Genomic DNA, 19,719 nt, shown 5'->3' on the forward strand with positions numbered 1-19,719 from the left:
ATTGCATTGGCAAATCCCAAATCCCGACTGCCGAATCCCGATTCACAGCTCCTCAACCACCACATTGCGATTGGTATAAATACAGATATCGCCGGCGATGTTGATCGCTTCAGTTGCGATGGTCTTGGCATCGAGTTCGGTGTGCGCCAGCAGCGCGCGTGCGGCGGACAAGGCGTACGAGCCGCCCGAACCGATCGCGATGATGCCGTCTTCCGGCTCGATCACATCGCCGGTCCCACCGATGATCAGCGAGGTCTCTTTGTCGGCAACGGCAAGCAATGCTTCAAGCTTGCCAAGGCGGCGCTCGGTGCGCCAATCCTTGGCCAGCTCCACCGCTGCACGGGTCAACTGACCGTGTTTGTCGAGCTTGGCTTCGAACAACTCGAACAACGTGAACGCGTCGGCGGCAGCGCCTGCAAAACCGGCCAGCACCTGACCCTCGCGGCCGAGCCTGCGCACCTTGCGCGCATTGCCCTTCATGACGGTGTGGCCGAGGGTGACTTGGCCATCGCCGGCAACGGCCACACGCCCACCACGCCGAACCGAAATGATGGTGGTGGCGTGAACGATATTGGGATTCTGGCTGGGGTCCATGAGTCCTCCGAGGGTTTCCAATGAGGTGGGGACGCCCCTGCCGGGTTCAAGCGCGCTGCGGCGATGCGACGCAGCCGACCGGCTCACGCATGCCTGAAACACATCCCGCGACATCAGGTTTGCGCTCTTGGCGAGGACCAAATGCATCGATCGCCGCCGACGCAGGTTGATGCAGCGCGCTCACGCCCAAGACAGCAGGCGCTGATGCGCGCAGCCGGCAACGTTGGCAACGAATCAGTGCAGGCGGGCGGTTTTGAGCAGGCTGACATCACGCGTCATTTGCTTAAATGCCCCTTTATGCTCGCAAAAACGCTTCAAGAGCACTGATCCGCGCCTAGCGATATTTGCGCAAGATGGTTGCCCACCCGCCACACCCACCACTTACTCAGCAGCTTTCTTACGCTTCGCACGCGGATGCGCGGCGTCGTACACCTTGGCCAGATGCTGGAAATCCAGATGCGTATAAATCTGCGTGGTGGCGATGTCCGAGTGACCTAGCAGTTCCTGCACGCCACGCAGATCGCCGGACGATTCGAGGATATGACTGGCAAAACTATGCCGCAGCATGTGCGGATGCACGTCCTTGAACATACCCTGACGCACTGCAAGTTGCTTGATGCGGATCTGCACCGCACGTTGCGAAATCGCGCCTCCGGCACGACCGGGAAACACGTGCGTTTCGGCACGTCCGCCACTGTCGCGTTGCCACTCACGCAAGGCGGTGATCGCATGCGAGCCAACCGGTACCAGGCGCTGTTTTTCGCCCTTGCCCAGCACCATGACCAGGCCACTGTGCATATCCAGATCGTGCCAACGCAGCGCGCACAGCTCGCTCAGGCGCAAGCCGGACGAATAAAATAATTCCAACAAAGCGCGATCACGCAAGCCCAGCGGCGCATCGGTCGGCACTTCCACCAGGCGCACGGCCTCGTCCGCATCCAGCACCTGCGGCAATTTGCGTGGCGCTTTGGGCGCACGCATCGCCGCTGCCGGGCTAGCCGCAATGTGGCCGTGCTTGAGCAACCAGGCGTAATAACTGCGACATGCCGACAGCCGACGCTGCAGACTCTTGGGCGACAAGCCGCGTCGATGCTCGGCGGCGACGAACTGCCTCAATTGCTCGCTATTGAGCTGCGCACTGTCCAGTTGCGCGACATCCGACTGCGTGCCATCTCCACTCTTCTGGTCAGCCGCCCAACCCGCCAATGCAGCAAGATCGCGTCGATAGGCGTCCAGCGTATGCGCCGAGACCTGGCGTTCGACCCGCAGATACGACAGAAAGTCTTCGACCGACGACACGTTAGAGCCCCTGACGACGCGCCATCAGCGCAGCCACCCACTGCTGACCACACGCATCAACCCGCCCCGCAGCCGGCATCGAAGCGCTGCAATGCCACGCTCAGCGATTCGCCTATCATGCGCAGGAACAGCGTGCCCATGCCGGGATAGAACCGGTTGGCATCGCTGCTGCCGACCGCAATCAGGCCGACGCCGGACAGGGGCAACAATGCAGTGGATTGCACCTCTGTCGCTTGCTTGGCGTACAGCAGTGCGTGTTTTTCAGCCTGCAACCGGCCGCATATCGGTTCGCCATGGCTTAGGCAGTCGCGAAACGGCGCAAGGCGCGCGTCATCGGCGGCGATGATCTGCAGCCACTCTGCCTCCAGGCCGGCGACCGGCGTCAGCAACACCAGGCGCACCAGTTCGCCGTTGAAATCTTCAGCCAGCGAGGCCGCCATCGCCTTGAGCGTGTCGGCCGCGCTGGTCTGGCGCATCAGCGCCAGGGTGAGCTGATGCGTGCGCACCGCCAGTCGCTCGTTGTCTTGCGCATTGCTGCCCAACTCATGCAAGCGACGCGACAGCTCGCGATTCTTGTCGCGCAACACTTCGAGTTGATAGGTTGCCAGCGAAGCGGTGGGGCCGTCGTCGCGCGGCACCAGCAAGCTGACCGCCAGATCCGGGAACTGCTTGAGGAAGGTCGGGTGGCGTCGCAGCCAGGTGGCGACTTCGTGCGCGCCGAATTTGTCCGTGTTCTCGCTCATCAGTTCCATTCTCCATCGAAGACGAACACGGCCGGGCCGGACATCACCACCTCTTGCTCATCCCCAGGCCAGCCGATACGCAGCTCGCCGCCCGGCAACGACACCCGTACGTCGCGCTCGACGCGACCGCGCTGCATCAGCACCACGGCGGCCGCGCACGCGCCGCTGCCGCAGGCCAGCGTCTCGCCGACACCACGCTCGAACACGCGCAGGCGAACATGCGTCGGATCCACCACCTGGACGAAGCCGACATTGACCGAATTGGGGAACGCCGCATTCTGCTGCAGCAGCGTGCCCACGCGCTCTACCGGCGCCGCATCCACACGACCGACTTCGACCACCGCGTGCGGGTTGCCCATCGATACCGCGCCAAAGCGCAACGTCTCGCCGTGCACCGGCAGCGCGTATTCCTCGCGCGCACGTGCAAACCCTGCCAACGGAATCTGCGGGGGCGCGAATTGCGGCACGCCCATCGCAACCGAATAGGTGCCCTCATCCAGACGCTCCACTGCGTGCGCAGTAAACGGGCTGTCGATGATGAACCGATCGCCTTGTGCGGTGCCGTCACGCACCAACCATGCCGCGACACAGCGCGCGCCGTTACCGCATTGGCGCGCGGCCGAGCCGTCGGAATTCCAGATGCCGTAGGCGGCTACCGGCCCGCTGCTACGCGGGGCTTCGATGGTCAGGATCTGATCGCAGCCCACCCCAAAGTGGCGATCGGCCAAGTGCGCGACCAGCGCCGCATCCGGCGGCGGCGTGCCGTCGCGCAAGTCCAGCACCACGAAATCGTTGCCGGCGCCATGCATTTTTGTGAAGCGCAGACGCCCGCTGCTAGCCTCAGCGCTCATTTCCGCTGCTAGCGGGATAGTTGGTGGTGGGCGCGGGTTTGGTGTCGTTGTCGACCGGCGCAGCCGCTGGTGCGGACTCATCCAGCGATTGCGGCGCACCCGGCGGCGGCGGTGTGGGCTGGGCCTCCACCGGCACCGGCTTCTGCGGCATCACCAGCGGGCCCTTGTTACCGCAGGCGACAAGCAGGACAAAGGTCGCACCAACCAGTGCGAGGCGAGCAGACTGTCGGGACATGATAATCATGGGCCGAAGTATAGCCAGAACACCCTGACTGCCGTGCGCTCAGTGCTGCGCAGGCAGCGCACGTGGCGGCGGCTCAGGGCGCAGCCATAGCCAGATCGCTACCACGGCCATGCTGCCAATCGACAGGCACTTGACCCAGAGCACCGGGATGCACCACAGCATGATGCACGCACAGATGGTCATGATTCCTGTCGCCATCCATTTGGCCTTCCGGCTGACCGCGCGATAGGTCTGCCATTCGACGATGGCCGGGCCAAAGCGCGGATGCGAGAGCAGCCAGGTGTGCAGGCGTTCGGAGCCATGCGAGGCCGCCCAGGCGGAAATAAGGATGAAGACGGTGGTGGGCAATCCCGGCACGAAGATCCCGACAATGCCGGTCGTCAGGCTGACGTAAGCCAGCAACCACCAAGCCCAGCGGAATCGAGTCGGTCGCATCATGGGCAAATGATACGGCCAGCGTGGCAGGAGAGGCGCGTCCTGGTCTAAGAGCGGCTAACCCAGACAGTGGCAAGCTGGCCCCGGAGCAACACCGCATCCGCCGGCTGAAGCGGGAAAACGAACGCCTGCGGAAGGACGTGTCACTGCTAACAGTCGCATCAACGCTTGGTTGACCATCCGCCTGATCGGGCGCAGTGGGTGATCGACCGGAACGAAATCCTCCAATCACTTCACAATGAACAACTGCTCCATGAACACATCGCTGCCGCGCATCGAACCGCCTCGTCAAGGGAAATCGGCCGTCTCCCTCTGGCGTGTTTTTCAACAGCCTACCAGCGCGATGTCGGCGCACTGCATCGACGATGCGCCGTGCGATGTGTCCATACGCATGGAGCGACTCGCTCAGCCACCTTAGTCCTACTGTGTCATAAATAGGTTATCCTGCAAGCAGTCTCTCCCACGGTGGGATCGTGATGGCCGCAGTCAGCAACAAAGCGCGTTTCTCCGCTTATCTCGATGAACTCTCCGCCGCGCTCGGTCATGCTGACCGCACTGCGGGCCTGCGAGGCGATTGCAGTGCGTTGATGCTGCCTTTGGAGCGCAAGAGTGTTGAGCCCCTGGCTGCTCATCTGGATCCGCTTCGAACCAGGGCTCGCCATCAAGCCTTGCACCACTTCGTGGCCAAATCAGAGTGGTCCGATGCGGCCATGTTGGAGCGGGTTCGTCAGTACGTTTCGTCGCTGCTGGATTTGAAAGACGAGGTGTACTGGATCGTGGGCGACACGGGTTTTCGCAAGAAGGGCAGGCATTCGGTCGGTGTGGCCCGACAGGACTGCGGCGAGATCGGCAAGCAGGACAATTGCCAGGTGGCCGTGAGCGTATCGTTGGCGACGCCGGCAGCGAGCATTCCGATCGCTTTCAGGCTGTATCTGCCTGAAGACTGGGCCAGCGATGCAGCACGCCGGGGAAAAGCGGGAATTCCCCACGAGATTGAGTTCGCGACCAAACCGCAGATCGCACTGGCGCAGATGAAAGCAGCCCATGCCACGGGAGTGGCGCGCGGCACGGTGTTGGCCGATGCAGCCTATGGCAGCAATACGGCCTGGCGTGACGCGCTGGCTTGCCTGGAACTGAACTATGCGGTGGGAATCGTGTCGAGCGTGAAAGTCTGGCCGCCCGGACAAAGGCCCGAATCGCCGGCGGCGTGGAAAGGCCAAGGCCGACCTCCGGTTCGCCATCGTCGTACAGCCGACCATCAGCCACAGTCGGTGCAAGCGCTGGCGCTGTCGTTACCCTCCCGCGCCTTCAGGACAGTCGCGTGGCGGGAAGGCGGCAACGCACCGTTGTCGGGACGTTTCGCCGCCGTACGCGTACGTGCAGCACAAGGTGATCGCTTGCGTCAGGAGGAATGGCTGTTGATCGAATGGCCCAAAGGCCAAGACAGGCCGACCCGATACTTTCTGTCCAACCTGCCGGTAAACACGCCGCGCAAGGATCTGGTAAGGACGGTCAAGGCGCGCTGGCGGAAGGCAATCGCGCGCCCAGCGCCACGCGAGCGACTCGATCGCGACGCTGCGCTGGACAATCGCCATGGACATCGCAGCGGCACTACTTGACGGGATGCCTCCGCATCTGCGGATTTAATGACACAGTAGGATTAGTACGTGCGGAGAGAGATAAAGTTGGGGCTGGTTCCATATGTTGGCCGTGCCTGGTATAGCGACGACGCAATACTCCACGTCACAGATACGAACGGTCTGCTGATCGCGAACCCCACGCTACAATAGCCGTTCGGGAACAGGCTGTTAACAATGAATCCAGTTGGGCCCGGTGTCACCTTCGTTGAAGGTCAATATTGACGCTTGCAACGCAGCGGTGGCGTGGTGCGGCAACGTCGCTTCTGGATGCAGCGTATCCAAGTCAAATGCAATGATGGAACTCGACGCCTCAGACTGGGCCGACCACGCACGAAGGCCTCATCAGTTCCTCCGCAGGTGTGTCGGGATTCCAGCTGCTTTCAAGCGCCTGAAGAAGCAAACCACCCGCTTGCTGCACTGCGTCCCACTCGAATGGAAAGGTATAGAGCTCGATGTCTAGGGCTGGGGTGAGAACGAAGGCCTCATCAGCTCCTCCTCAAGTGTCTCGAGATTCCAGATACTTTGAAGCGCGTGCGGCAAACCATCCGCTTGATGCACTGCTGTCGATTCGAATGGAAAGGTCGAACTCGACGCCTCAAGCTGGGGTGAGAACGAAGGCCTCATCAGCTCCTCCTCAAGTGTCTCGAGATTCCACCTGCTTTCAGGTCGCTGCGGCAAACTACCTGAAGCAGTAGGTGGCAACAATGGGGAGTAAGAAGACCCCGACGGTTCAGCTCTGCTTCCGAGATCGGGCAACTGCACGTCAGGAATACACATCTTGCGCGCTTTCTTCAGCATTCTTTGCAGGTAATTGGATTGCTTATTGCTCTTTCCAACGGCGTAGAGATTCAAATCCTCATACAACGTTGGATCGTGCAAACGCAACGCGATCGCTTCCTTTTTTTCCTCCTTTAGCCAAGCGCTGAAGTGCGTCAGAGCGGATACAAGTCTATCGGCGTAGGGTGCCCCGACATGGTATTTATTTTCGCAACCTGATGCCACGAGAATATTTTTAAATTTCTCGCTGAGTTTTCGGTCGATTTCGGGAATGCTAATCTTACTACGATTTCTCTTTATTGCCACCGCTCCGGTCGTTTTGAAAGTCTGCAGTTTGTGCAGCGCAGCAACCGAAATTTGACTGATCCCCACGTTCGTGCCTGCGAAGGCCTGGGCGTCGTCCATCAAACTTTGGGAATGCAGTCTTCCCGGTTCTGACAATCCCTTTTTACCCTCGGCATGGAGCCATACACTGAACGCGCGCAACGCAGTTGCATATCTTGGGATAGCAAAAAGCGTATCATTGATGAGTTTTTCATCGCCTTCAGTGCACTTATAGCGGCAGAACTTCCGGAATGTTACTGTTCCATGGGTGGTGGATTCCACGGTACGCAGATAATTCAGTATCGTTGGCAGAGACTTGCGTTTTATCCATTCTTGGAACTTCGAGGCGTCGTGTTCCAGCGCTTCTTTGTCTGTGAAAAGACGATCTTGCAGACCACCCTTATGCTGCTTTCTGAGCCAATCGCTAAAACGTGTCAAAATATTGGCGTATTTTTCTACGGTCACGCGTTGGCTCCCGCCCTCCAAGGCACCTTCTTTAAACCGCCCGATGAGTTTCTCGTCGGCTGGATACGGTATTTCGAAGCCTGCCCCCCCAGCCCCGCTTTGAACCGTGTCTTTTAGCTGGGCGAACAACGCGCTGGGCGTACCGCACGAGGTTGATGAAGAATCAACTGGCGCCCGAGGTTCTTCATGAACTGCGGCGTCTTCAAAAGCAGACGGCTGCTCTATTGTCTCAGCCGTATCAGCGCGCCAAAGCTGAGGATCATTAACATGACTGTTGAGGCGCAGGTTGTCGTACGCCTGCGCAGAGGAGGAAAACGGCATCGATGTGCCGTTCCGAGCCGGATGCGCGCCCAATCCCGGCGCCGAACCCACAGCAGATGCATCGGTACGACTGCGCTTGGTCGGTCGAGCAGCCAGTTCACTGAGGACGCCAAAGGACGACGACGTTCCGGACACAACGGCGTCCGGGCTCCCCGGCCGGCCAGTGGTCTGCTCTGGCATGCTTTGGTGAGTGCTCTGGGCATGCGTCCGACGATTGCTGCTCTTTGGCTTCAGCATTTTTCGCTCCGCTTCATGATGGAAAAGACGGCTCGTTTCTGGATCTCGTCAAGCTGATGCAGCTCAGGGATATCCGCTGAACTCCGCCAACTCTCGCGCATTGGCGCCATTGGCGACCTTGCTTGCTGTCTTGTCGAAGCGCTATTGATCCAGCCCTCGAACATCGAGCATCGTGACCGATCCATCGCAAACCCGATGCGCAGATGACGAAGGCGTAGCGAATTTGCCGAACATCAACGTGAGCGTCTAAGAATGGTCTGATCAACGCGGTCAGAGGATGAGGCAAACCACATCGGTCACGCCAACGACGCTCAGGCCCTCGGTTTTTCGCCGTTTCCGGCGCGTTTGCGGGGTGTTGCCCGAGTTACAGGCACACCTTCCCCACGGCAGGCATCAACTGCTTTCGCTTCAACCACAGGTTCGACAGCGCAAACAGCGTCAGCACCTGCGCAGTCTTCTTCGCCAAGCCGCGATAGCGCACCTTGACGTAGCCAAACTGACGCTTGATCACCCGAAACGGGTGTTCCACCTTCGCACGCAAGCTGGCCTTGGTGTGCTCCCAGCGTTCGGCCCACTTCAATTCGCGCTTGCTCTTGATTTGCTTCAGTTTCGAGGGCTTTTACGCGATCAGCTTGCGCTTGTTCTTCATCTCTTCGCGCTTCTCCAACCCGGTGTCGCCGCTGTCGCCGCACACCGTGTCCTCCTTACCGTGCAGCAGCTTGTGCGCCTGCGTGATGTCTGCCACGTTGGCCGCCGTGCATTCCACGTGGTGCACCAGGCCGGAGGCATCGTCCACGCCGATGTGCGCCTTCATCCCGAAGAAATACTGATTGCCCTTCCTGGTCTGGTGCATTCCAGGGTCGCGCTCACCTTCCTTGTTCTTGGTCGAACTGGGCGCGGCAATGATCGTGGCGTCCACGATCGTGCCGCCTCGCAGGCTCTGCCCCTTGCGCGACAAGTGCGCGTTGACCCGATTGAACAGCTTGCGCGCCAGATCGTGCTGTTCCAGCAGGTGACGGAAGTTGAGAATCGTGGTCTCGTCCGGCACATCGTCCAACCCGCCGATCTTGGCGAAACGGCGCATCGACACCGTGTCGTACAGGGCCTCTTCCGCAGACGGATCGCTTAGCGCGTACCACTGCTGCAAAAAATGGATGCGCAGCATCGTCTCCAGTGGATATGGCTGTCGCCCCGGCTGGCCTGACGTCGGATAATGCGGCGCGATCAGGGACAGCAGGTCCTTCCACGGCACCACCTGATCCATCTCGCACAAGAACACCTCGCGCCGTGTCCGCTTGCGTTTGCCGTTGTACTCCGCGTCGCCGAAAGACAGTTGCATCGTTATCGTTCCGTTGGCTCTATGCGATTGTCGCAGGATCAGGGGGAGTTGTTCAGAGCACCCCCCCCCCCCCCCCTTAATCCTACTGTGTTATTAAATCCGCAGATGCGGAGGCATCCCGTCAAGTAGTGCCGCTGCGATGTCCATGGCGATTGTCCAGCGCAGCGTCGCGATCGAGTCGCTCGCGTGGCGCTGGGCGCGCGATTGCCTTGCCGCGCGGTCGGTAATTCTCGGGTAAGGGAGATTCCGCGCATTCCGAGGGTTTTTTTTGATGCGCCCCGCGCAAGCGTTCAGCAACCAGGTACCCATAGGCAGCGATGCATAACCTCGCGTGATGATGGAAGCCCCGCCAGCCACGGCCTTCGTAGTGATCCAGGCCAAATTCCTGTTTCAGATCGTGATAATCGCGTTCAATCCGCCAGCGCGCCTTGACCGTCCTTACCAGATCCTTGCGCGGCGTGTTTACCGGCAGGTTGGACAGAAAGTATCGGGTCGGCCTGTCTTGGCCTTTGGGCCATTCGATCAACAGCCATTCCTCCTGACGCAAGCGATCACCTTGTGCTGCACGTACGCGTACGGCGGCGAAACGTCCCGACAACGGTGCGTTGCCGCCTTCCCGCCACGCGACTGTCCTGAAGGCGCGGGAGGGTAACGACAGCGCCAGCGCTTGCACCGACTGTGGCTGATGGTCGGCTGTACGACGATGGCGAACCGGAGGTCGGCCTTGGCCTTTCCACGCCGCCGGCGATTCGGGCCTTTGTCCGGGCGGCCAGACTTTCACGCTCGACACGATTCCCACCGCATAGTTCAGTTCCAGGCAAGCCAGCGCGTCACGCCAGGCCGTATTGCTGCCATAGGCTGCATCGGCCAACACCGTGCCGCGCGCCACTCCCGTGGCATGGGCTGCTTTCATCTGCGCCAGTGCGATCTGCGGTTTGGTCGCGAACTCAATCTCGTGGGGAATTCCCGCTTTTCCCCGGCGTGCTGCATCGCTGGCCCAGTCTTCGGCAGATACAGCCTGAAAGCGATCGGAATGCTCGCTGCCGGCGTCGCCAACGATACGCTCACGGCCACCTGGCAATTGTCCTGCTTGCCGATCTCGCCGCAGTACTATCAGGCCACACCGACCGAATGCCTGCCCTTCTTGCGAAAACCCGTGTCGTCCACGATCCAGTACACCTCGTCTTTCAAATCCAGCAGCGACGAAACGTACTGACGAACCCGCTCCAACATGGCCGCATCGGACCACTCTGATTTGGCCACGAAGTGGTGCAAGGCTTGATGGCGAGCCCTGGTTCGAAGCGGATCCAGATGAGCAGCCAGGGGCTCAACACTCTTGCGCTCCAAAGGCAGCATCAACGCACTGCAATAGCCTCGCAGGACCGCAGTGCGGTCAGCATGACCGAGCGCAGCGGAGAGTTCATCGAGATAAGCGGAGAAACGCGCTTTGTTGCTGACTGCGGCCATCACGATCCCGCCGTGGGAGAGACTGCTTGCAGGATAACCTATTTATGACACAGTAGGATTAGGGGACGCGCGCTGGCACCGTTTGTCGCGGGACTGCTTGGGCCTTGACGTCATCGGTATCACCACGATGCGTAATGCAGAGCATCAGAACCTCCAGAAGCGATCAAAAGCATCGCATCTTGACGTCTGTTTTGGTGGGGCAGATTCAAGCTGACCGATAAAATCCAAGGTCACATGCTCTTGCGATTCCCAAATCCCGATTTTCGAATCCCAGCTCCACAACTACTTCGCACCCAACTGATCCAACACAAACGCATATGACTCGGCCAGTTCGCGATAGCGACGGAAACGGCCGGATTTGCCGCCGTGGCCGGCTTCCATATTGGTGCGGAAGACGATCGGCTGCGTGCCGGTATTGTCGTCACGCAGTTTGGCGACCCACTTGGCCGGCTCCCAGTACTGCACCTGCGAATCCCACAAACCAGTGCCGACGAACAGGGCCGGATAGGCCTGCTTGCGTACGTTGTCGTACGGGGAATACGACAGCATGTAGTCGTAGTAATCGTTTTTTTCAGGGTTGCCCCACTCATCGTATTCGTTGGTGGTGAGGGGAATACTGGCGTCGAGCATGGTGGTGACCACATCGACGAACGGCACCTGCGCCAGCATCACACGGTAATCCTGCGGGGCCATATTGGCCACCGCACCCATCAACAGACCGCCAGCGCTGCCGCCGGATGCAGCGACACGATCCTTGGCGGCGTAGCCTTGCGCTACCAAGCCACGGGTGACATCGATAAAGTCGTTGAAGGTGTTCTTCTTGTGCAGCAGTTTGCCGTCGTCGTACCACTGACGGCCCATTTCCTGGCCGCCGCGGATATGTGCGATGGCGTACACCACGCCACGGTCCAGCAGGCTGATCGCCGGCAGATTGAAGGCCGGGTCCATCGATACACCATAACTGCCGTATGCGTACTGGAACAACGCTGCAGTGCCATCCTTTTCGAAGCCTTTCTTATAGACCAACGACACCGGCACCTCGACGCCATCGCGCGCAGTGATCCACACGCGCTCAGTCACGTAATTGCCGGCATCGTAACCAATCACCGGTTGCTGCTTGAGCAGCTTGCGCTCGCCGGTCTGCGTGTTGAGCTCGTACGTGGTGGCCGGCGTGGTCAACGAGGTGTAGCTATAACGCAGCCACGCGGTGTGAGGCTCGGAGTTGACCGACAGGCCCATCGAATACGCGGGTTCATCTGCCTTGACATATTCATGACTGCCATCGCGCTTGAGCAGGCGCACACGTTCCAGACCGCCGGAGCGCTCTTCGATTGCAGTAAACCCGTCGAATAGCTCGAAATTTTCGATATAGACGTTGTCCTCGTGCGCTACCCAGTCGATCCACTGCTTGCGCGTGGTCGCGTTGGTGGGCGCGGTCACCAGCTTGAAGTTCTTGGCGCCATCGGCATTGGTGCGGATCACCCAACGGCCGTCGAAGTGCTCTGGGTGATATTCGACATCGCGTTCACGCTTGGCCAGCACCGTGAAACGCTCGGGCTTGTCGGCCGGCGCGTAGCGCGATTCGGAAGAGACCGTGCTTTCCACACCGATGACGATGTACTTATCGTCGCGAGTGCGGCCGATACCCATGTAGAAGCTGTCGTCCTTTTCCTCGTACACGAGCACATCGTCTTTGGACGGGGTGCCGAGCACATGCTTTTTCACGCGCACGGTAAGCAACGTTTCCGCGTCGTTCTCGACGTAGAACAGCGTCTTGTTGTCGTCGGCCCAGACCACGTTCGGCGACACGCCTTCGACGGTGTCCGGGTAGATTTGGCCAGTCTCCAGATTCTTGAAACGAATCGTGTATTGCCGGCGCCCGACGGCGTCATCGGCCCAGGCGAGGATGCGATTGTCCTGACTGACTTCGGCATCGCCGACGCTGAAATAGCCCTTGCTCTGCGCCATCTGGTTGACGTCGAGCAGAATTTCTTCCGGCGCCTCCATGCTGCCCTTGCGCCGTGCCTGGATCGGATAGTCCTTGCCGGTTTCAAAACGCGTGTAGTACCAATAGCCACGTTTGCGATACGGCACACTGGCATCGTCCTGCTTGATGCGCCCGACGATCTCGGTATACAGCGTTTCTTCAAGCGGCTTGAGCGGCGCCATCAGCGCGTCTGTGTAGGCATTTTCGGCGTTGAGGTAGGCCAGCATTGCCTTGTCCTCGCGCTTGTCGTCGCGCAGCCAGTAGTAATCGTCGTTACGAGTTGCACCGAACGGGGCCTTGACCACATGCGGATGCTTGGCCACATCCGGCGGCGACGGGAGGGCTGCGAAGGCGGAAGGAACAGATGTGGTCATCAGGGTGGAGATCAGAAGTGTGAGAACATGCTTCATCAAATTGGGTTCCGTTGTATGAACGCAATGCCATCCCAGCGCCCGAGTGTGCAATAGCTTATCGCAGGGCGTCATGTGTCCTAGGTCGTGCTGGTCTATGATCGAATCGATGGACTTCCCATCTCCGCACGCCTCCGGCTACAGCCGCCGCAGCCAGGACATCGCCCCGTTCCATGTGATGTCGCTGCTGGCCCGCGCCAACGCGCTCGAACAGGCAGGCCACGACGTGATCCACCTGGAAATTGGCGAACCCGATTTCACTACCGCCGCGCCGATCGTCGCCGCCGGACAGGCAGCGTTGGCGGCCGGCCACACCCGCTACACCGCCTCACGCGGCCTTCCCACGTTGCGCGCTGCCATCGCCGGCTTCTATGCGCAGCGCTATGGCTGCGACATCGATCCGGAACGGATCCTGGTCACGCCAGGTGGATCCGGTGCGCTGTTGCTGGCCAGCAGTTTATTGGTCGACCCTGACAAGCATTGGTTGCTCGCCGACCCCGGCTATCCATGCAACCGACACTTCCTGCGTCTGGTCGAAGGCGCCGCGCAACTGGTGCCGGTCGACCCAGACACCGACTACCAGTTGACCCCGGCGCTGGTGGACGCGTGCTGGAATGCTGCTAGCGTCGGCGCGCTGGTCGCCTCGCCGGCAAACCCTACCGGCAGCGTGCTTTCGCGCGATCAATTGGCCGCGTTGTCGCAGGCATTGCAAGCGCGCGGTGGCCACTTTGTGGTGGACGAGATTTACCACGGCCTGACCTACGGCCTGGATGCGCATAGCGCACTGGAAGTAGACGACAGCGCCTTCGTGTTGAACAGTTTTTCCAAATACTTCGGCATGACCGGCTGGCGCCTGGGCTGGCTGATCGCCCCGCCCAACGCAGTGCCCGAGTTGGAAAAGTTGGCGCAAAATCTCTACATCAGCGCCTCCACGATCGCCCAGCACGCCGCATTAGCCTGTTTTACGCCAGAAAGCATCGCCATCTTCGAAGCGCGCCGCGCCGAGTTCCAGCAACGCCGTGATTACCTGTTGCCGGCCTTGCGCGCATTAGGCTTCAAAATCGCGGCCGAACCGCAAGGCGCGTTCTATCTCTACGCCGACATCAGCGCATTTTCCGATGATGCCCAGGCCTTCTGCGCGCACTTCCTGGAAACCGAACATGTCGCCTTCACCCCTGGCATCGACTTCGGCCACCACCGCGCAAACCAACATGTCCGCGTCGCGTATACGCAACGTCTGCCGCGTCTTGAACAAGCGGTGGAGCGCATTGCGCGTGGGTTGCGGCACATCGGAACAGAGGAACCAGCCGCGCGCACGCCATCCATCTGACAGTGCGGCCTGCGTGCCTACTTTACTGACATGCTTTGGCCCACGTCACTGTGTGCCGTAGCCGCCGACTCGATGCGCCCATCGGACCGTTTGCCAAGCAGCGCCTGCAACCGCAGCCAATTTCCCTCGCGCGGCCAGCCGGAGAAATTGGAAACCATCTTTCCGTCGTGCATCAGATAAAAGGTCGGTGTACCCCAATTGTCGATCATTGACCAATCCGCAGTGTGGCGTGCCAGTACGATGGATTGATCCGTATGCGTCTTATTCCAAGTTTCAAGTAACTCATAATCAAGACGCAGCCCAACAGGAGCCAGCCATACAAGGGCGACGCCACGCAAGAGCGGATGATGCCTCAGATCGTCCATGGCTCTCACTGAAAACCTGCAGTGCGGATGGACGAGCACGACCAGTGTGTCTCCGCGCAACGGCATCTGGATTTCGCGCAGCCGCCTCTTGCCTTGATCAATGGCATAGGCATTGGGCCTAACCGTGGGCCTCGCCCCGACCACATCGGGTACCGGTTCAAATTCAATGCCGGGATGGCCACGTGCCAGTTGGTCTGCGTCCGCAAAGCGACGAAACTGGACAAGCGTCTGATGATAGCGCTTCAGCACATCAGGCCCGGCAGCGTCGCCAAATGCTTCCATGACCTCGATCATTTGCTGCAAATAGCGCTCGTCGTCAGTGTAATAGGCAAGGCGCTGGCTTGCCCGCGATAATGTTTCCAAGCCCGCCGCGGGGACGTCGGCAAGGCGTGGAGATTCGACCACCGGCGCAAACGCAGCGTTATAGGCGTCCACTAAGCGTTGCAGGCGATCCTCGCGTGGCAGGCTCAGGGTCGCCTCGTCCAGCGCCACTAGGTGATCGTAAGCGTCATTCAACACCTCAACCGAGGGTTGTGCCCACGCCACAGAGCTAATGAACAGTACTATCGAGACAAAAAACCAGCGGAACCGACAATAGCCAATCGACATGGCATTGCTCCCCTGTGTGTTGGACATTGGCGAAGCGCCAGACCCCACTTCGATGGGATCTGGCGGAAGCCGGGACTGAACACCTAGCAATTGGCACCGATACAAATCTTCCCCATTGACTGACCACAGGTAGCCTTAGCTACGCATGCATAATCAGGATAATCTGGATCTTTGCTAGCATCCGGCCTGTATTCACCACTGATTGCATTTACCGGCTCCCGAGAATCGACGGACGACATGATCGCCTTGCTAAACCCATCTGACTGCCTCAACCCAGGAATAAGCGTGACTGTTGACTGCTGGCCGAACAGCGATAGGACCTTATATGCCTCAAGCGCAGTCAGCTCCATTTCCAAATCTTGATAGGAATAACTTGCCAAGCCGCTCTCTGAAAAAACAAGGCTATTCAGAAATCGCTCTCTATTTGAAGGAGACAAATACTTCAGGGGCGATTGAGCCGGCATAACTTTTAGATATTCCTGCAGTTCCGCTCGAGAGCGTATTGGAGCGACTTCCTGTTCCAATAGCCGCCGATCCATGGATGTACCTAAAGCGTTATTGGACAAACTTACATTTTGAGCAATGACACCTGAAGCGATGAAAAAAAAAGCATGCACCCACTGCTATATTCAGGACTTTCATAATAGCTCCTATTAAGGAATTTTTATTTTGCAACACTCCCCTCTTTTGCAGCATTCTTCTCTGGAGATAGAGGGAGGGCGGACTCGCGACGCCACACAGCGACGCGTCCCCTTATTTTTTACACCCAAAATACAAAGGACGCAATCAATCTTGAGTTCGCATATTTTTGAATATTTTGATAGCGGGGAAAGCCAGCCTTATCCCCGCATAGTGGGCATGGAGGCATCAATCCGCCAGCCGCTCCCACAGGAAGCTGTAGGCCAGCGCTGCCATGTGCGCCGCCTGCGCATTGTTGGCTGCGCCGCCGTGGCCGCCTTCGATGTTCTCGTAGTAGGTCACGTCCTTGCCGGCTTCGATCATCTTGGCCGCCATCTTGCGCGCGTGGCCGGGATGCACGCGGTCGTCGCGCGTGGAGGTCAGGAAGATCACCGGTGGGTAGGCCTTCTTCGGATCGAATAGGTGGTATGGCGAGAAGGTCTGGATGAATTTCCAATCGTCAGTATCCGGATTGCCGTATTCGGCCATCCAGGAGGCGCCGGCCAACATATAGTTGTAGCGCTTCATGTCCAGCAGCGGCACCTGCACCACCACCGCGCCGAACAGCTCCGGATACTGGGTGAGCATGTTGCCGGTCATCAGACCGCCGTTGCTGCCACCCTGCACGCCCAGATGCTTGGTCGAGGTGATCTTGCGTGCAACCAGATCCTTGGCCACCGCAGCCATGTCTTCGTAGGCCTTGTGGCGGTTCTGCTTGAGTGCGGCCTGGTGCCAGCGCGGGCCGTATTCGCCACCGCCGCGGATGTTGGCCACCACATAGACGCCGCCCTTTTCCAGCCAGGCGCGGCCCAATCCGCCGGAGTAATTCGGGGTCAACGAGATTTCGAAACCGCCGTAGCCATACAGCAGGGTCGGCGCACTGCCATCGAGTTCCAGATTCTTGGGGCGCACCAGGAAATACGGCACGCGGGTGCCGTCCTTGCTGGTGGCAAAATGCTGCTCGATGATGTCCTTGCCGGCATCGAAAAACGCCGGCATGGTCTTGAGCGGTTGCGGCGCAGTCCCCACGTCCACCCACGACAAGGTGGTCGGGGTCAGATAGTCGGTGACGGTCAACCACAGCGCGTCGCTGTCGTTGCTGTCCACCGCGCTGACATCGACGGTGCCGAACGCCGGCGCACCGACGAAGGCGCTTTTTTTCCAGCCATCCTGCGATGGCGTGATCACGCTCAGGCGGTTCTTGACGTCTTCCAGCACATTCAACACCAGGTGCGAACGCGTCCACGCTACGCTCGCCAGCGAGGTGCTGTCGATGGGCTCGAACAGCACCTCGAAGCTGCGCTTGCCGGCTATGAAGTCGTCGAACCGCGTGGCCAGCAGCGAGCCGGCTTTATAGGTCTTGCCGCCCACCTTCCATGGCTCGCGCAGTTCCAGGGTCAGCCATTGCCGCTTGACCGACTTGCTGGCCGAATTGGGCACATCCACTTTGACCAACTTGCCGTCGGCGCCCTTCAGATACAGCTCGTCGTTGTAGAAGGCCAGCGTGCGGCTGACAAAATCGCGCTCGAATCCGGGCGTGTCGTCGTGCATCGCGACGACGTACGTGTCGGTCGGCTCGCCTTCGTAGACCACGCTGGCGGCACTCAGCGGCGTACCGCGCTTCCACTGCTTGGCGATGCGCGGATAGCCGGAGCTGGTCATCGTGCCGTCACCAAAATCGGTGAACACGTAGACGGTGTCCTGGTAGATCCAGCCAAGCCCGCCCTTGGACTCGGGACGGAAGAAGCCGTCTTTGACCCATTGTTTGCCGACCAGATCGAACTCACGCGTGACATCGGCATCGGCACCGCCGCGCGATAACGCAATCAGACAGCGCTGATAGTCGGGGCGCAGACAATCGGCACCGTGCCAGACCCAGTTTTCGCCTTCGGCCTTGTTAAGCGCATCCAGGTCCAGCAGCGTTTCCCACTTGGGCGAGGGCTTGCGGTATTCGTCCAGCGTGGTACGTCGCCACAGGCCGCGCTCGTGCTGTTTGTCCTTCCAGAAGTTGTAGTAGTACTCGCCGATCTTCTGCACGCTGGGAATCTTTGCGTCCGAATCCAGCACCTGGCGAATGCTGGTTTCCATCTGCTCGAACGCCGGCGTGGTGGCCAGCCGTGCTTCGGCCTTGGCGTTCTGGGCCTTGACCCAGTCCAGTGGCTTGGCGCCGGTGACATCTTCCAGCCAGGCGTAGGGATCGTTGGACACAGCGGTTTCCTCTGCAGAGACGGCGCCAGCGGTGATCAGGCCGGTAAGCAGGCAGATCGAGGCGAACTTGGGCATGAATGTTTCCGGGAAAACGAATGCGCGGAACGTAGCACAGCGCTTTGCCCGCTCAACCCTGCCGAAGGTCAGGCCACCTGCGCCTGTGCCGCCGTGTGCGAGATGTTGCGCCGGCGTTGCGCCTGCGGTCCGCGTCGGCGTGGCGCACTGCGGCGCACGCTTGGCCGCACCTGGGCCGGCAACGCAAAGCGGTGCAGGCTCCACCATGCCAGCATCGGCATGCCGACCAGCCACAGCGGCAGCCAGCCGATCCACTCGCTGTGGCCGCGCGCGCCCGGCCACACCAGCACCAGGGCCAGGCCGGTTAGGGCGATCTGTCGGACCGGGCGCAGCAGGCGCGGGTCGGGACGTTCGGAACGACGGGAAGGACGATGCGACATGGCGGCACTCCGTGACAGGTAGGATCGCAACAGGCCGGCACAATTGCCTGTGTCCATCTCACCGGCTGCGACCTGGGCATGGTCGATAGGCACCGACCCGTGCAAGCGGCGCCGCTGGTTGTGCATGACGCATTGCCGACGCCATACCCGACCGTTGACGCGAACTTGCCCCCTGCATGCGGTAGTGTGCTGTTCCAACTGCCTCTTTGTGATGTTGCGATGCGCCTGACCGTTACGATCGCCCTCGCTTTGCTGCTCGTGCTCGGCCTACCCGTGGCACACGCCAAAGACACGCCCACCAATGAGCCGGCGGTTGACCTGTCCAAGATCATGGGCACCTGGTACGTAATTGCGCGCATGCCCAACCCGGTCGAGCGCGGCCACGTCACCAGCCGCGACGAATACACCCTGGTCGAAGACGGCAAGGTCGCGGTGCGCTATCTGTATCGCGACGGTTTCGACGAACCGGAAAAGGAAGTCAACGCGCGCGCCTCTGTAGATGCCGACAGCGGCAATCGCGATTGGCGGGTGTGGTTCTACAAAGTGATCCCGGCCAAGCAACGCATCCTGGAAATCGCGCCAGATGGCTCCTGGATGCTGATCTCCTACCCGGGCCGCGACCTGGCCTGGATCTTTTCGCGCAAGCCGGACATGAGCCGCGACCAGTACCGCCTGCTGGTCAACAAGATGCGCGATGACTATTCCATCTACACCGATAAGCTCAAGCGCGTGCCGCAGCTGCGCGAGCAGGTGGGCCGCCTGGGGTTTGAAGTGCCGAACAAGCGTTAGGCGGCAATGGACAGGTCGTGGCGACGGGGAGAGTGAAACATGAGCGCGTTTGAGTGGATTGTCGTGGTCCTGCTTGTTCTCATCTTGTTCAAGCCTAGTGGCAAGCCTTTCCGACTTGAGGGTACTACCTTAAACTTGATGCAGCAGTTACG

14 protein-coding genes and 4 pseudogenes are annotated in these 19,719 nt (G+C 60.0%); 3 read left to right on the forward strand and 15 right to left on the reverse strand.

Annotated features, from left to right (window positions below; genetic code table 11):
- Positions 1–42: 42 nt before the first annotated feature.
- The 7 genes and pseudogenes from hslV to J5I97_RS20155 form a co-directional block, all read right to left on the reverse strand.
- Positions 43–594: an ATP-dependent protease subunit HslV gene (gene hslV, locus J5I97_RS16650; RefSeq protein ID WP_208587706.1), complete on the reverse strand. Its 552-nt coding sequence runs from the start codon at positions 592–594 to the stop codon at positions 43–45.
- Between the two features lie 381 nt (positions 595–975).
- Entirely contained in the window at positions 976–1,893 is a 918-nt protein-coding gene (gene xerC / locus J5I97_RS16655) for a tyrosine recombinase XerC (protein WP_208587707.1), read from the reverse strand.
- A gap of 56 nt (positions 1,894–1,949) precedes the next feature.
- Positions 1,950–2,636 carry a DUF484 family protein gene (locus J5I97_RS16660; protein ID WP_208587708.1) on the reverse strand — a complete coding sequence of 229 codons (687 nt, stop codon included), beginning with the start codon at positions 2,634–2,636 and terminating at the stop codon, positions 1,950–1,952.
- Positions 2,636–3,487, reverse strand: a complete 852-nt coding sequence (gene dapF / locus J5I97_RS16665; protein WP_208587709.1) for a diaminopimelate epimerase — start codon at positions 3,485–3,487, stop codon at positions 2,636–2,638. The genes J5I97_RS16660 and dapF overlap by 1 nt, the downstream gene beginning before the upstream one ends.
- Positions 3,477–3,731, reverse strand: a complete 255-nt coding sequence (lptM, locus tag J5I97_RS16670; RefSeq protein ID WP_208587710.1) for an LPS translocon maturation chaperone LptM — start codon at positions 3,729–3,731, stop codon at positions 3,477–3,479. The genes dapF and lptM overlap by 11 nt, the downstream gene beginning before the upstream one ends.
- Before the next feature lie 39 nt (positions 3,732–3,770).
- Positions 3,771–4,169 carry a YbaN family protein gene (locus J5I97_RS16675; RefSeq protein ID WP_208587711.1) on the reverse strand — a complete coding sequence of 133 codons (399 nt, stop codon included), beginning with the start codon at positions 4,167–4,169 and terminating at the stop codon, positions 3,771–3,773.
- A 150-nt stretch (positions 4,170–4,319) separates the two neighbouring features.
- Positions 4,320–4,442 (reverse strand): annotated as a pseudogene (locus tag J5I97_RS20155) (IS5/IS1182 family transposase); the annotation flags it as partial.
- Between the two features lie 200 nt (positions 4,443–4,642).
- Between J5I97_RS20155 and J5I97_RS16680 the strand changes: the two are divergent.
- A pseudogene (locus J5I97_RS16680) lies at positions 4,643–5,695 on the forward strand (IS701 family transposase); the annotation flags it as partial.
- 567 nt (positions 5,696–6,262) lie between these two features.
- Here J5I97_RS16680 and J5I97_RS16685 read toward each other — a convergent pair.
- The 4 genes and pseudogenes from J5I97_RS16685 to J5I97_RS16700 all read right to left on the reverse strand — a co-directional run bounded on the left by J5I97_RS16685 (position 6,263) and on the right by J5I97_RS16700 (position 13,133).
- The gene (locus J5I97_RS16685) at positions 6,263–7,930 is read right to left on the reverse strand and encodes a hypothetical protein (protein ID WP_208587714.1); all 1,668 of its coding nucleotides are present in this window, start codon (positions 7,928–7,930) and stop codon (positions 6,263–6,265) included.
- Positions 7,931–8,294: 364 nt separating this feature from the next.
- Positions 8,295–9,269: pseudogene (locus J5I97_RS16690) on the reverse strand (IS5 family transposase).
- A gap of 121 nt (positions 9,270–9,390) precedes the next feature.
- Positions 9,391–10,736 (reverse strand): annotated as a pseudogene (locus tag J5I97_RS16695) (IS701 family transposase).
- Positions 10,737–11,018: 282 nt separating this feature from the next.
- Positions 11,019–13,133: a S9 family peptidase gene (locus J5I97_RS16700; protein ID WP_208587715.1), complete on the reverse strand. Its 2,115-nt coding sequence runs from the start codon at positions 13,131–13,133 to the stop codon at positions 11,019–11,021.
- 109 nt (positions 13,134–13,242) lie between these two features.
- On the opposite strand from J5I97_RS16700, the gene J5I97_RS16705 reads away from it, so the two are divergent.
- A complete protein-coding gene (locus J5I97_RS16705; protein ID WP_208587717.1) occupies positions 13,243–14,463 on the forward strand; it encodes a pyridoxal phosphate-dependent aminotransferase in 1,221 nt (406 codons plus the stop codon).
- Positions 14,464–14,480: 17 nt separating this feature from the next.
- Here the strand turns inward: J5I97_RS16705 and J5I97_RS16710 are convergent, their stop codons facing one another.
- The 4 genes from J5I97_RS16710 to J5I97_RS16725 form a co-directional block, all read right to left on the reverse strand.
- On the reverse strand, positions 14,481–15,437 hold the full coding sequence (locus tag J5I97_RS16710) for a hypothetical protein (RefSeq protein WP_208587719.1): 957 nt from the start codon (positions 15,435–15,437) through the stop codon (positions 14,481–14,483).
- 83 nt (positions 15,438–15,520) lie between these two features.
- Complete coding sequence (locus J5I97_RS16715; RefSeq protein WP_208587721.1) at positions 15,521–16,054, reverse strand: hypothetical protein; 534 nt, start codon at positions 16,052–16,054, stop codon at positions 15,521–15,523.
- 250 nt (positions 16,055–16,304) lie between these two features.
- Entirely contained in the window at positions 16,305–18,398 is a 2,094-nt protein-coding gene (locus tag J5I97_RS16720) for a prolyl oligopeptidase family serine peptidase (RefSeq protein WP_208587723.1), read from the reverse strand.
- A gap of 68 nt (positions 18,399–18,466) precedes the next feature.
- Positions 18,467–18,778, reverse strand: coding sequence for a hypothetical protein (locus tag J5I97_RS16725; protein WP_208587725.1), 312 nt, complete (start codon positions 18,776–18,778; stop codon positions 18,467–18,469).
- Positions 18,779–18,997: 219 nt separating this feature from the next.
- On the opposite strand from J5I97_RS16725, the gene J5I97_RS16730 reads away from it, so the two are divergent.
- The gene (locus tag J5I97_RS16730; RefSeq protein WP_208587727.1) at positions 18,998–19,567 is read left to right on the forward strand and encodes a lipocalin family protein; all 570 of its coding nucleotides are present in this window, start codon (positions 18,998–19,000) and stop codon (positions 19,565–19,567) included.
- Positions 19,568–19,719 lie beyond the last annotated feature (152 nt).

The organism is Xanthomonas fragariae, assembly GCF_017603965.1.
Lineage (GTDB): Bacteria > Pseudomonadota > Gammaproteobacteria > Xanthomonadales > Xanthomonadaceae > Xanthomonas > Xanthomonas fragariae_A.

What these genes read in the sequence shown, in the direction of transcription:
- J5I97_RS16710 (WP_208587719.1), bottom strand. Translation starts at nt 15,437, where the DNA reads ATGTCGATTGGCTATTGTCGGTTCCGCTGGTTTTTTGTCTCGATAGTA.
- J5I97_RS16675 (WP_208587711.1), bottom strand. Translation starts at nt 4,169, where the DNA reads ATGATGCGACCGACTCGATTCCGCTGGGCTTGGTGGTTGCTGGCTTAC.
- J5I97_RS16700 (WP_208587715.1), bottom strand. Translation starts at nt 13,133, where the DNA reads ATGAAGCATGTTCTCACACTTCTGATCTCCACCCTGATGACCACATCT.
- lptM (WP_208587710.1), bottom strand. Translation starts at nt 3,731, where the DNA reads ATGATTATCATGTCCCGACAGTCTGCTCGCCTCGCACTGGTTGGTGCG.
- J5I97_RS16720 (WP_208587723.1), bottom strand. Translation starts at nt 18,398, where the DNA reads ATGCCCAAGTTCGCCTCGATCTGCCTGCTTACCGGCCTGATCACCGCT.
- J5I97_RS16730 (WP_208587727.1), top strand. Translation starts at nt 18,998, where the DNA reads ATGCGCCTGACCGTTACGATCGCCCTCGCTTTGCTGCTCGTGCTCGGC.
- J5I97_RS16705 (WP_208587717.1), top strand. Translation starts at nt 13,243, where the DNA reads ATGGACTTCCCATCTCCGCACGCCTCCGGCTACAGCCGCCGCAGCCAG.
- J5I97_RS16685 (WP_208587714.1), bottom strand. Translation starts at nt 7,930, where the DNA reads ATGCTGAAGCCAAAGAGCAGCAATCGTCGGACGCATGCCCAGAGCACT.
- J5I97_RS16725 (WP_208587725.1), bottom strand. Translation starts at nt 18,778, where the DNA reads ATGTCGCATCGTCCTTCCCGTCGTTCCGAACGTCCCGACCCGCGCCTG.
- dapF (WP_208587709.1), bottom strand. Translation starts at nt 3,487, where the DNA reads ATGAGCGCTGAGGCTAGCAGCGGGCGTCTGCGCTTCACAAAAATGCAT.
- J5I97_RS16660 (WP_208587708.1), bottom strand. Translation starts at nt 2,636, where the DNA reads ATGAGCGAGAACACGGACAAATTCGGCGCGCACGAAGTCGCCACCTGG.
- hslV (WP_208587706.1), bottom strand. Translation starts at nt 594, where the DNA reads ATGGACCCCAGCCAGAATCCCAATATCGTTCACGCCACCACCATCATT.